Source organism: Cellulomonas fengjieae (assembly GCF_018388465.1).
Taxonomy (GTDB): Bacteria; Actinomycetota; Actinomycetes; order Actinomycetales; family Cellulomonadaceae; genus Cellulomonas; species Cellulomonas fengjieae.
This window is the reverse complement of record NZ_CP074404.1, coordinates 621,126-633,178: the sequence shown is the minus strand read 5'-3', so window position 1 is coordinate 633,178 and position 12,053 is coordinate 621,126. Positions and strand designations below refer to the sequence as shown.

The window sequence follows — 12,053 nt, the reverse complement described above, 5'->3', positions numbered from 1 at the left end:
GGGCCGACGGTCGGGCGTCAGCAGCCCGCGGAGTCGTAGGAGCACAGCAGCTCCCACGCGGCCTGGGCACCCGGCACGACGGTCTGCCGGGCGACCCCGACCCGGCCCTCGCCGCTGTGCAGCCCCACGAGCGAGACGGCGTTCCCCCGGCGCGTGACGGTGAGGTAGGTGCCCATCGCGTCGTCGATCGAGCTCCCCTCGGGCGGCGGGTAGTAGACGGTGGCGAGCCCGATCCCCTGTGCGCCGACGGCCAGCGGCTCCGCGACATACACCGTCGGGTCACCGGGTGGGGTGGGCGTGCACCCCGCCAGCGCGGCAGCCAGCCGGTCCATCTCGGCCACGGCGGCGTCGGCGTCGGCCAGCACGGCGACCTGGTGCACGCCGAAGGGCGACTCGACCTCGCCGGTACCCGTCTGGACGGTGCGCATCGCCACGGCGGTGGCCGGGCTCCCGGCGGCGCAGGCCTCCGGGACGCGCCACTCGAGCACACCCGCCGACTCCTCCCGCGCGGCGTCCGGGCCGAGGTTCTCCCAGGCGGTCGCGGGCAGCATCACCTCGGGCGGGACGTCGGCCACCGGGGCCGGGGTCGAGGGCGAGGCGGACGGCGAGGGCGACGCGGTGGGCGAGGGGTCGGTGACCGTCGAGCCCGGTTCCTGCGCGGGCGGCTCTGCCGAGGCGCAGCCCGCGAGGGCGACCACGCACATGCCGGTGACCAGGATCCGCGTCGTGGTGCGCATGGGGCGCATCCTGCCGGTGGTGGAGCCGCGGCACCACCCTCCGGCAGGTCGCGTTCACCGGGCCAGGTAGGCCGCCAGCGCGTCGAAGATGCCCTGGAAGCCGGCCTGCCGCTGGCCGCCGTCCTCGGTGCCGTCCAGGAAGACGCCCTGCTCGGTGTACGTCACGCGGGTCCCGCCGTCGACGGCGTCGAGCTCGACGGTGGACAGCGACGTCGACAGGTGCTCGCCACCCACCCACATGTCGTAGGTGGACACGATCCGCCGCCGCTCGACGATGTCGGTGTACGTGGCGACGTACCGGCTGGTGGGCCCGTCGTGCCACTGGCCGTCCTGCACGGCCTGCCCGCCGACGCGGAAGTCCTCGGACGCCTCGGTCTCCTCGAAGCCGGGGTCCGCGCCGAACCACTGCGCGTGCTGCTCGGGGACGGCGAACGCGTCCCACACCCGGTCCAGGCCGGCGTCGAAGGTGCGCTCGACGACGAAGGTCGCGTGCGTGGCGGTGGGGGTGCTGGTGGTCTCCGTGGACATGGTCATGCTCCTGTCGGGTCGGTGCTGCTGAGGTGGTCGCCGAGCCGGTCGAGCCGGCGCTCGGCGGGGAGCCGCTGGCGGCCCATCCACTCCCCCGCGCCGGCGAGGGCGCCGGGGGCGAGCTGGACCGTGCGGACCCGGCCGATCTTGTGCGAGGTGACGATGCCGGCGTCCTCGAGCACCGCGAGGTGCTGGTGGATCGCGGGTAGGGACATCGCGAACGGTGCGGCGAGCCCGCTGACCGAGACCGGACCGCGCACCAGCCGTTCGACCATGGCGCGGCGGGTCGCGTCGGACAGGGCCTTGAAGACCTTGTCCAGCTCGCCATCGTTAAGCATGTGCTTAAGTATTGCCGAGTCGTCCGGAATGTCAAGGGACACCGGGACGTCAGTCGGCGGAGCTGACCACGCGGGCGCCCGCCACGGGTCCCGCGGCGGTCAGGACGCGGTCGGCGACGCCCGCCGCGGTGAACGCGGCGGCGAGCACCAGCGCGTGCTGACGGCTGCGCCCGAGGGCCGCGACCGTGGGGCCGGAGCCGGACACGACCACGCCGAGGGCGCCTGCGTCCTGCGCGACCGCGAGCGGCTCCGCCAGGCCGGGGTCGAGCTCGAGCGCCGCCATCTGCAGGTCGTTGTGCAGCGCCGCGCCGAGCGCTCGGGGATCTCCCGCACGCAGGGCCTGCATCAGCGGGACGTCGTCGTCCTGGCTCGGGATCAGTGCCGAGCCGTGCAGCTCGTCGAACGCGGCGTAGACCGCGGCGGTCGACAGCCCTCGGTCCTGGACCGCGAACGCCCAGTGGAACTCGCCCCGGCTCAGCGCGGGCGTGAGCAGGTGCCCGCGTCCGGAGCCCACCGCGGTGTGCCCCGCCAGCGAGAACGGGACGTCGGAGCCCAGCTCGGCCGCGAGCTGCAACAGGTCCTCCCGGCTCAGCCCGGTGCTCCACAGGGCGTCGCACGCCACCAGCGCGGCGGCCGCGTCCGCGGAGCCACCGGCCATGCCCCCGGCGACCGGCACCCCCTTGTGCAGGTGCAGGTGCACGCCGTCGTCGATGCCGGCCCGCTCGGCCAGCAGCGACGCCGCACGCAGCGCGAGGTTGGTGTCGTCGGTCGGGACCAGCTCGGCCTGCGGGCCGCTCACCGTGAGCACGCGGCGGTCCGCGGCCGTCGCCACGACCTCCTCGAACACCGAGACGGCCTGGAACACGGTCGAGACGGCGTGGTACCCGTCGTCCTCGCGGGGGCCGACCCGCAGCGACAGGTTGACCTTGCCGGGCGCACGGACCCTGACCTCGCGCTCGGGCAGCGGGGCCACGGGGGTCAGCGTCACGGCTCCACTGTGCCAGGTCGGCCGCGCACGGGCCCGAGGTGCTCGGCGATGCGCGCGAACTCCGCGATGTCCACCCGCTCGCCCCGGGCCTGCGGGTCCACCCCGGCCGCCTCGAGCGCGGCGACGGCGGCATCCGCCGACCCGGCCAGGCTGGACAGCGCGGACCGCAGCATCTTGCGGCGCTGCGCGAACGCGGCGTCCACCACCGCGAAGACGGCCTCGCGGGGCGCGTCGGTCACGGGCGGCTCGCGGCGGTCGAACCGGACCAGCGCCGAGTCGACGTTGGGCGCCGGCCAGAAGACGGATCGGCCGACGGTCGCCGTGCGGCGGGCCGAGGCGTACCAGGCCGCCTTGGCGGACGGCACCCCGTAGGTGCGGCTGCCCGGGGGTGCGGCGAGCCGGTCGGCCACCTCCGCCTGCACCATGACGAGCACGCGCTCGAGGGAGTCGAAGCGCTCGAGGAACGTGAGCAGCACCGGCACGGAGACGTTGTAGGGCAGGTTGGCGACGAGCGCGACGGGCGGGGGGCCGGGCAGCGCGTGCACGTCGAGCGCGTCGGCGAGCACGATCGTCAGCCGGTCGCGGCCGGCCTCGTCGCGGAGGACCACGGGCTCGTCGTCCGCACCCGCGTGGACCGTCAGCCCGGGGACGTGCCGGACGACCGTGTCGGGCAGCAGCCGCGCGAGCGTCGGGTCGATCTCGACGGCGACCACGTCGGCACCCGCCTCGAGCAGCCCGAGCGTGAGCGACCCGAGACCCGGGCCGACCTCGACCACGCGATCTCCCTCGCCGACGTCGGCCTGGCGCACGATCTTGCGGACCGTGCCGCCGTCGAGCACGAAGTTCTGCCCGAGCTGCTTGGTCGGGCGGACGCCCGCGCGCTCGGCGAGCCGGCGGATCTCCGCAGGTCCGAGCAGCGTGGTGGTGGTGGGCATGCGCACGAGCCTAGGCGAGCACGACAGAACCCCCGCCCAGGACGACCGGGCGGGGGTTCTGCAGGGGCTCAGCTGAAGAGGTTCTTCCCGCAGTGCGGCCACTGGCCGGCACCGGAGCGGTTGTAGAGCATCTTCGCGCGGGCGGTCTGCTCGTCGGGCGACGCCTGCGAGGGCAGCCCGGCGCCACCGACGGCCTGCCACGTGGCCACCGAGAACTGGTAGAGGCCGTGGTACTTGCCGGTCGAGGACACGATCGACGGGTTGCCGCCCGACTCGCAGCGGGCGAGCGCCGCCCAGTTGAGCGAGTCGGCACTGCCGCCGGCCGTGACGGGCGAGCCAGTCGCGGGGGCCGCGGGGGCCGCGGGGGTCGCCGGACGCGTCGGGGCGGGAGTGGGGGCCGGGCGGGTCTTCGTGCCGACGCTGAGAACCTCGTCGACCGGCGCCTGGGTGACCCCATCGGACACCGTGACGCGGCCCGACTCGACACCGTCGACCGTGGTGACGCGCTCGACGAGCGTGCGGACGCCGGGGACACCGGCGGTCAGCGTGCGCTTCTGGTCGGTGTAGCGCGAGCCGTCCTGCTGGGTGCTCGACGCGAACGGGACCTCGTGCGTGGATGCGACGTCCTGGACGAGCACGCGGTTCACGACCACCTGCACGCGTCCGGCCTCGTTGCGGACCACCGACACCCGGTCGAGCGCGTTCAGCTCGACGCCGAGCTCGCCCAGCACCTGGGCGACCGAGGCGTCGGCGTCGGCGACGACGAGCGTGCCGCCGTCCACCAGCACGTCGGCCGGGCCGCGCAGCGTCAGGTCGAGCGCCAGCTCGGGGCGGCCACCGGCGGCGGACCGCGACGCGACGAGCGCGACGGCCTGGCCACGGGCGGACAGGGAGTCGAGGGCCTCGTCGGCGGACAGCGCGGTCGTCCAGACGGACGACTCCTGACCGTCGACGTTCACCGCGACCTGGTGCGCGTGACGCACGACGATCTCGGCACCGTCGGGCAGCGCGCCGGTCCGGCTGACGACATCGCGCTCGCCGACGACGATGCCCTCCTCCTCCAGGATCCCGTCGACGGAGCCGGCGAACGTGCTGACCTTCGAGACGTCGCCGTTGACGTCGAGCGTCACCGTCTTGTGCGCGTGGGCGACCGCCGCCGACCCGCCCGCGAGGACGAGCACCGTGGCGGCGGCGGCGATGGGCAGGATGCGTGCTCGGCCCGACCTGCGGTCCGGGATACGGGTCTCGTCCGGGGTGTCGGACGTGGCGCGGGATCGCGCGGACTTGCCAGGGATCAGGTTCGAGAACTGCACGGGGCTCCAGCCGTCAATGTGCCCGGGCACGGGGGCTGGAGCGCACCGCGTCAGCGGCACCCGGCGGTGGGCCTCACGTTCGAGGCTCTGCGGACACCCGGAGGGGGGTGTCTCCCGTCGGTCCCGGATCCCCGATCCGGCCGTCACGGCGGCCCACTCGAGCGGGGCGCCGACCACCCCGCGGGACGTCCGCGGCTCGTTTCTCGGGCCGACGTCCAGGTCTCAGGGCGGATCGACCGTAACCGAATCGTGATCGATATGTCGAGCGCAGGAGGCGGCCGATGCGCTAGCGCGGAGGTCCGTTTCCCCCCGGCTTCGAGCGTTTCCGCACGTCAGGACCTGTGAGCCGACTCACAGGACGAATCGACTCAGTACCAGCCCTTGGCCTGGCTGGCGGCGTACGCGCCGCACGGGTCGCCGTAGCGTCCGCCGATGTAGTTCAGGCCCCAGGTGATCTGGGTGGCCGGGTTGGTCCGCCAGTCGTCGGCCACCGTGGCCATCTTGGAGCCCGGGAGGGACTGCGGGATGCCGTACGCGCCCGACGACTTGTTCTCGGCGTTGACCCGCCAGCCGCTCTCCTTGTTCCACAGCGCGAGCAGGCAGGCGAACTGGTCGTCGCCCCAGCCGCGGGCCGCCGCCATCTCCTTGCCGAGGGCCTGGGCCGTGCCCGGCGCGACCGCGACCACGGACGGGTCGGGGAGCTCGGCGGTGCCGACCTTGGTCACCTGCGCGACCGGCGGGACCGTGACGACCGACGCGATCGGCGTGCGTCCCGTGACGACGCCGCCGACCACCTGCAGCTCGTAGGTGGTGGTGCGGACACCGGCCTTGCCCTTGGTGGCGATGACCGTGTTGCCCTTGACCATGCCCGGGTCCTCGACCTCGGTGGACTCGAACGGCATCGCCTCGGTGACCGTCTCCCCGCTCGTGCTGGCGCGGGTCACCAGGACGACGAGGCCGTCGACCGCCGTGGAGTCGAGGGGCACGGAGACCTGGTCGCCCTCGTTCAGCACGAGCCCGATGTCCCGCAGCCCGTCGCGGACGGTGGCGGCGCTGCTCACGCCGTCGATGACCTGGCCGTCGACCACGAGGTGCATCGTCTTGAGCGTCGAGACCCGCAGCGTGTCCCGGCCGAGGGCCGCGGAGCGGGACGCCGACAGGCGGACCTCGTCGTCACGCAGCCCGAGGCCGTCGACGGCCTCCCCCACGGTCAGCGCGGTCGTCCACACCGAACGCTGCGCACCGTCCACCTCGAGGGACAGCTCGCGGCCGTGCCGCACTACGATCTGACCCGAACGGGAGATCGGCTGGTCGAGCGCGGGTGCGACGAGGTCGCGTTCGCCCACCTCGATGTCACCGCTCGCGAGGATGTCCTCGACCGTCCGGCCGAAGGCCTCGACCTCCACGGACGTGCCGTCGACGTCGACCGTCACCGTCTTGTGCAGGACCGCGTAGGCGCTCGTCGCGCCCGCCACGATGGCCAGCACGGCCGCCTGCGACACCACACGCACGGCGCGGCGGCCACGAAGTCGGCGACCGTTCGTCGCACGCTCCCGCTCCGGCGTCACGCGGTGGATCCTCTCGGTGGAGCTGCCACGGGCTGCGCCCGTCCTGGACGCAGGTCCGACCGTAACCGATCCGTGACCCTCGTGGTACCCGGTCACCCGACTGACCCACGCCCGCGCGGCACCGCGCCCTCACCAGGACCCGTAGACGGCCTCCGACGTCGAGGCCAGCGCCGCGCACACGTCCGCCAGCGGCCGACCGGTCACGTCAGCCACCGTCCGGACCGTCCCGGGCAGGAGGTAGGGGGCGTTGGGGCGGCCCCGGAACGGGTGGACCGTCAGGTACGGGGCGTCCGTCTCGACGAGCAGCAGGCTCGGCGGCACCTCGCGCAGCGCCTCGCGCAGGGCGTCGTTGGCGCCGAACGAGACGGGCCCGGCGAACGAGAGGTACCAGCCGTGGGAGACGGCCAGCCGTGCCAGCTCCGCGTCACCGGAGAAGCAGTGGAAGACCGTGCGGTCCGGCGCACCGTCGGCCAGCAGCACCTCGACGACCTCGTCGTGGGCGTCACGGTCGTGGATCTGCAGCGCGAGCCCGAGCTCCTTGGCGAGCGCGATGTGAGCGCGGAACGCCTCGCGCTGGACCGCCCGGCCCCGCGGTCCGGCGCGGAAGTGGTCCAGGCCGGTCTCGCCGATGGCTCGGATGCGGGAGTTGCCTCGCGCCGCCGCCTCCACGCGGGCGATCGCGTCGGGCAGCGACACCTCGTGGGTCGGCTCAGGCTCCAGACCGTCCGGTGCGGTCTCGAGCACGCCGGCGTGCCGGACGGCCTCGTTGGGGTGGATGGCCACGGCACCGAGCAGCTGCTCGTGGGTGCGCACCGCCTCGTCGGTCCACGTGATGGCGTCGAGGTCGCAGCCGACCTGCACCATGCGCGGCACGCCGACCGACGCGGCCCGCTCGAGGTGCGCGTCCAGGTCCGGCTCCCAGCCGTCGGCCCGCCACGTCACCACGGTGTCCAGGTGCGTGTGGTTGTCGACGACCGCGACCGGCAGCGGTTCGGGTGGCGGGGGCCAGCCCTTCTCCCTGGTGCGCGCCACTCAGGCCTGCCGGAGCCGCTCGAGCTCCTCCTCGACGATCGAGTCGTCGAGCTTGGTGAACACCGGCACCGGCTTGGCCACCGGGGTGCCGGGCACGACCGGGGTCGAGTCCCACGGCGCGACGGTCCGGCCCAGCTCGTAGTCGCCCGTGATGACCGGGTAGTGCCGGGTGTCGTCGTCCAGGTCGGTGACCTCGTCGATGCGCGGCAGCGGCGAGAACGTGCCGGTACCACCGAACGTCTCGTGCACCTTCTGCGCCGAGTGCGGCAGGAACGGCGCCAGCAGCGTGTTGGCGTCGCTGACCGCCTGCGCGGCCGTGTGCAGCACCGTGCCCAGGCGCTCACGGTCCCCCGTCAGCTTCCACGGCTCGGTCTCGGAGATGTACCGGTTGGCCTCCTGCACCACGCGCATCGCCTCGCTGACCGCGGCGCGGTTCCGGTGCCGCTCGAGCAGCTCGCCGACCGTGCCGAAGCCCGCCGCCGTCGTCGCCAGGAGCCCCTGGTCCACCGGCTGCAGCGCACCCGGGGTCGGGATCTCGCCGAAGTTCTTGTGGATCAGGCTCGCCGTGCGGTTGACCAGGTTGCCCCAGCCCGCCACCAGCTCGGAGTTGGTGCGCGTCTTGAAGTCCGCCCACGTGAAGTCGGAGTCCTGAGTCTCCGGCCCGGCGACCGACAGGTAGTAGCGCAGCGCGTCCGGCTGGTAGCGGGACAGCAGGTCACGGACGTAGATGACGACGCCGCGCGACGAGCTGAACTGCTTGCCCTCCATGGTGAGGAACTCGCTCGAGACCACCTCGGTGGGCAGGTTCAGCGCGCCGAACTTCCCCGGTGAGCCGCCCTTCGTCCCGCGCCCGTCGTAGGCCAGCAGCTCAGCCGGCCAGATCTGGGAGTGGAACGTGATGTTGTCCTTGCCCATGAAGTAGTAGCTCAGGGCGTCGGGGTCGTTCCAGAACGGGCGCCACGCCTCGGGGTCGCCGCTGCGGCGCGCCCACTCGATCGACGCCGACAGGTAGCCGATGACCGCGTCGAACCACACGTACAGGCGCTTGTTCGGGTTGTCCTCCCAGCCCGCCAACGGCACCGGGATGCCCCAGTCGATGTCCCGCGTCATGGCGCGCGGGCGCAGGTCGTCGATGAGGTTGAGCGAGAAGTTCAGGACGTTCGGGCGCCAGCCCTGGCGGCTGCTCAGCCACGCCTCGAGCGCGCTCGCGAGCGCCGGCAGGTCGAGGAAGAAGTGGCTGGACTCGACGAACTTGGGCACCTCGCCGTTGATCCGGCTGTGCGGGTTGATCAGGTCGACCGGGTCCAGCTGGTTGCCGCAGTTGTCGCACTGGTCGCCGCGCGCGCCGTCGTACCCGCAGATGGGGCAGGTGCCCTCGATGTACCGGTCGGGCAGCGTACGGCCGGTGCTCGGCGAGATGGCGCCCATGGCCGACTGCTCGACCATGTAGCCGTTCTTGTGCACCGTGCGGAACATCTCCTGCACGACCGCGTAGTGGTTGCGCGTCGTCGTGCGGGTGAACAGGTCGTACGACAGACCGAGGTTGGTCAGGTCCTCGACGATCACGCGGTTGTACCGGTCCGCCAGCTCCTGCGGGCTCACGCCCTCCTGCTCGGCCAGCACCAGGATCGGCGTCCCGTGCTCGTCGGTGCCGGAGACCATCAGCACCTCGTTGCCCGCCATCCGCATGTAGCGGCTGAAGATGTCCGACGGGACACCGAAGCCGGCGACGTGACCGATGTGGCGGGGGCCGTTCGCGTAGGGCCACGCGACGGCGGAGAGGATGCGGGACATGCGCCGATCCTAGGTGAGCAGACCGGGTAGCCCGTCGGGCGGCCCGCACACCGGGGCACCCGCCACCAGCCGTTCCGCCCCACACTCCTCCACCGCACGCGTCCCGCGCTGTCCCGGCCGGCCGGCCGCTGCCGGTGGCGTGTCGGAGACACGTCCCGCGCTGTCCCGGCCGGCCGGCCGCGGCAGCGTGTCGGAGACAGCCGCTCCTGGGACAGGAGATTCAGATGTGTCTCCTGTTTCACCCCCCGCGCACCACCGGTCCCCCTGGTCGCAACAGCGGCTGGATCGGACACGGCGGACGGGCTTCGCGCGCCGACCTCGGTCACGGCGGCTCGACCGGTGGGCGGCTCGACCGGTGGGCGCTTCGACCGGTGGGCGGCTCGACCGGTGGGCGTGCGGGCCGAGGGGTGACGTGGGTCAGGGTGACGTGGGCAGGGTGGCGCGGGCGACGCCCGATCCGGCCCGGCGCGTCACCGACGACGCGGCGCCGCGAGTGCCGCTCGAACCGTGGCGACCACTCTCGCGATGTCGGCCAGGACGTCCTGCGCGGTGAACCGCAGCACCACGAACCCCTGGATCACGAGCTCTCGGTCGCGTCGCCGGTCCTCGGTGAACTCGCGCCTGCCGGAGTGGTACGCCAGCCCGTCGAGCTCGACCACCACTCGACCCTCCACCACCAGATCGACCTCGCCCACCATCGGGATCACCACTCCGGGCTCGACACGCAGCCCGGCACCGCGCAGGGCGAGCCGCGCGACCGTCTCGAGCGGGGAGCGGCTGCGTTCGTCGGCTCGGCCGAGCAGCAGTCGCGCACGGACTGCTGCGGTTGCCGGGATGCTGCGCAGTATCGACTCCGTCGTCGTACGTCGGAGATGGAGCGCGTTGTCGATCGAGACGAGCGCCTGCCCGGGGGTGCAGCACACCAGCATCCTGGCGAGCGCCGACTCGAGGGGGACGGCGCGGACGCCGACGACGCGCCCCGCGGGCCGCCCAGATTCACGATGGAGCACGGCGGGGATCGAGTCGCGTGACGTCGACGGCGTCCGGCCACGACTGCGAGGGACCGACAGGTGCGGGTGCACCGGCACCTGCAGGACGGCGATCTCCGCATGACCGACCGCCGTCACGCACCCGAGCGCGGCGCCGTGGGCGACGGCAGCTGCCGCCGCGGTCGACCAGCCCGGCAGTCCGTAGATGCCGTGGGCGACCCGGACGACCGCACGCGTCGACAGCGCGCGCTGCAGGGCCGCCACGTCGCCGCGACGCACCACCAGATCTCGTCGACGAGCCACACCGCCCAGTGCCGCCAGCCGACCGGTGAGCGATTCCTGCACGGGCCCATCCGACGGCAGGACCGCATCCGCCGATGGGCCCCGCTCGCCACCTGTGGATCCCGCGCGCGGCACCAGGGCTGGGGACGGCTCGGTGCGACGGCGGACGCGCGACGGCGGCGGGGCCAGCCGCGGGGCACCCGCCGCACGGGGCACCCGCCGCGACCGGACGCCATCGGCCGTGCCCGATCCAGCCGCTCCTGGTGCCGGAGTGTCAGGTGGGGCGGGTGGGCTGCCACAGGGGCCTCGTCGGTCGCACCCGCACCAGGAGCGGCTGGATCGGAAACGCGCGCGGACCGAAGCGCGGGCGAGCGGACCGGCCTCACCCACCCGGCACTCGGCGGAGGGGCGACCGTGCGGGTGTGGTCAGTCGACGACCAGCCGCAGGATGCGGTCGTCGCCCGGGCGCACGGCTCCGCGACCGTCGGTGTTGCCCGTGACCACCCAGAGCGACCCGTCGGGCGCGGGCTCGACGGCACGCAGCCGCCCGTGCTCACCGTCGAGCAGCGCCTCCGGGGTGCCGACGCCGTCCTCGGTCAGCGGGACCCGCCACAGCCGCTCGCCGCGCAGCCCGGCCAGGTAGACGGCGTCGTCGGTGACGGCCAGGCCGCTCGGGGACGCGTCGGTGGTCGCCCAGACGGCCACCGGCTCGACGAAGCCGTCGCCCATCCCCTCGACCTCCGGCCATCCGTAGTTGCCGCCCGGCTCGATGACGTTGAGCTCGTCCCACGTGCTCTGGCCGAACTCGGAGGCGAACATCCGGCCGTCGGGCGCCCAACCGAGCCCCTGCACGTTGCGGTGCCCCAGGCTCCACACCGGTGAGCCCTCGTCCGGGTTGCCCGGCGCCGGGTCACCCTCGGCCGTGATGCGCAGGATCTTGCCGTTCAGGCCGTCCGGGTCCTGTGCCGACGACGGGTCGCCCGCGTCGCCGGTGGCCACGTACAGGTAGCCGTCCGGCCCGACCGCGAGGCGGCCGCCGTTGTGGTTCCCGGCCTTCTCGATGCCGGTGAGGACCGGTCGCAGCTCGCCCAGGACCGACCCGTCGAGCGTGCCGCGCAGCACCCGGTTGTCGTCGGCCGCGGTGGCGTACAGCGCCAGGTCGACGGTCGAGCCCTCGGCCCCGAGCACGGCGACGCCGAGCAGACCGCCCTCGCCGCCCGGGACGACGACGTCGAGGAGGTCGTCGGCACCGGGTCCGGTCACGTCCGACGTCGACCCGTCGGGACCGACCAGCACGAGCGCCGGGTCGTCGCGCAGCGTCACCACAGCGTCGCCGTCCGGCAGGAACGCGAGCCCCCAGGGCACGTCGAGGCCGTCGACGACGTCGCTGACCGCGGCGGACTGGCCGGCCGAGGAGCTCGTCGGCGTAGCCTGCGGCGTCCCGGCGGGGCTGCAGCCCGCGAGCACGACCGCGAGCACGACCGCCCCCGCCGCGAGTCCCGACCTCATCCGGCCACCCCAGCACGAGCGACCGGCCGCCGCACTCCGG

General features: G+C 73.8%; 11 protein-coding genes. All 11 read right to left on the bottom strand.

The features are described from left to right. Positions 1-17 precede the first annotated feature (17 nt). The 11 genes from KG102_RS02975 to KG102_RS02925 all read right to left on the bottom strand — a co-directional run bounded on the left by KG102_RS02975 (position 18) and on the right by KG102_RS02925 (position 12,013). Entirely contained in the window at positions 18-737 is a 720-nt protein-coding gene (locus KG102_RS02975; protein ID WP_208290528.1) for a hypothetical protein, read from the bottom strand. 54 nt (positions 738-791) lie between these two features. Next, the gene (locus KG102_RS02970; RefSeq protein ID WP_208209957.1) at positions 792-1,265 is read right to left on the bottom strand and encodes an SRPBCC family protein; all 474 of its coding nucleotides are present in this window, start codon (positions 1,263-1,265) and stop codon (positions 792-794) included. A gap of 2 nt (positions 1,266-1,267) precedes the next feature. Beyond that, positions 1,268-1,603, bottom strand: coding sequence for an ArsR/SmtB family transcription factor (locus KG102_RS02965; protein WP_208209958.1), 336 nt, complete (start codon positions 1,601-1,603; stop codon positions 1,268-1,270). 49 nt (positions 1,604-1,652) lie between these two features. Then, positions 1,653-2,591 (bottom strand): 4-(cytidine 5'-diphospho)-2-C-methyl-D-erythritol kinase, encoded by a 939-nt coding sequence (locus tag KG102_RS02960; RefSeq protein WP_208290529.1) that lies wholly within the window; start codon positions 2,589-2,591, stop codon positions 1,653-1,655. Beyond that, positions 2,588-3,526 carry a 16S rRNA (adenine(1518)-N(6)/adenine(1519)-N(6))-dimethyltransferase RsmA gene (gene rsmA, locus KG102_RS02955; RefSeq protein WP_208209963.1) on the bottom strand — a complete coding sequence of 313 codons (939 nt, stop codon included), beginning with the start codon at positions 3,524-3,526 and terminating at the stop codon, positions 2,588-2,590. Before rsmA ends, KG102_RS02960 begins: the two co-directional genes overlap by 4 nt. Before the next feature lie 68 nt (positions 3,527-3,594). Further along, positions 3,595-4,839 carry a resuscitation-promoting factor gene (locus tag KG102_RS02950; RefSeq protein WP_249667447.1) on the bottom strand — a complete coding sequence of 415 codons (1,245 nt, stop codon included), beginning with the start codon at positions 4,837-4,839 and terminating at the stop codon, positions 3,595-3,597. 368 nt (positions 4,840-5,207) lie between these two features. Further along, positions 5,208-6,407, bottom strand: a complete 1,200-nt coding sequence (locus KG102_RS02945) for an aggregation-promoting factor C-terminal-like domain-containing protein (protein ID WP_249667446.1) — start codon at positions 6,405-6,407, stop codon at positions 5,208-5,210. 129 nt (positions 6,408-6,536) lie between these two features. Further along, entirely contained in the window at positions 6,537-7,439 is a 903-nt protein-coding gene (locus tag KG102_RS02940; RefSeq protein WP_208290530.1) for a TatD family hydrolase, read from the bottom strand. After that, on the bottom strand, positions 7,440-9,233 hold the full coding sequence (gene metG, locus KG102_RS02935) for a methionine--tRNA ligase (protein WP_208290531.1): 1,794 nt from the start codon (positions 9,231-9,233) through the stop codon (positions 7,440-7,442). It lies immediately after the preceding gene. A 470-nt stretch (positions 9,234-9,703) separates the two neighbouring features. Then, positions 9,704-10,504: an endonuclease domain-containing protein gene (locus tag KG102_RS02930; protein ID WP_213363028.1), complete on the bottom strand. Its 801-nt coding sequence runs from the start codon at positions 10,502-10,504 to the stop codon at positions 9,704-9,706. A 426-nt stretch (positions 10,505-10,930) separates the two neighbouring features. After that, positions 10,931-12,013, bottom strand: coding sequence for a PQQ-dependent sugar dehydrogenase (locus KG102_RS02925; RefSeq protein WP_208290533.1), 1,083 nt, complete (start codon positions 12,011-12,013; stop codon positions 10,931-10,933). Between the last annotated feature and the right edge of the window lie 40 nt (positions 12,014-12,053).

Coding starts and splice junctions, on each gene's coding strand:
- KG102_RS02975 (WP_208290528.1), bottom strand. CDS start 737: ATGCGCACCACGACGCGGATCCTGGTCACCGGCATGTGCGTGGTCGCC.
- KG102_RS02970 (WP_208209957.1), bottom strand. CDS start 1,265: ATGTCCACGGAGACCACCAGCACCCCCACCGCCACGCACGCGACCTTC.
- KG102_RS02965 (WP_208209958.1), bottom strand. CDS start 1,603: ATGCTTAACGATGGCGAGCTGGACAAGGTCTTCAAGGCCCTGTCCGAC.
- rsmA (WP_208209963.1), bottom strand. CDS start 3,526: ATGCCCACCACCACCACGCTGCTCGGACCTGCGGAGATCCGCCGGCTC.
- metG (WP_208290531.1), bottom strand. CDS start 9,233: ATGTCCCGCATCCTCTCCGCCGTCGCGTGGCCCTACGCGAACGGCCCC.
- KG102_RS02925 (WP_208290533.1), bottom strand. CDS start 12,013: ATGAGGTCGGGACTCGCGGCGGGGGCGGTCGTGCTCGCGGTCGTGCTC.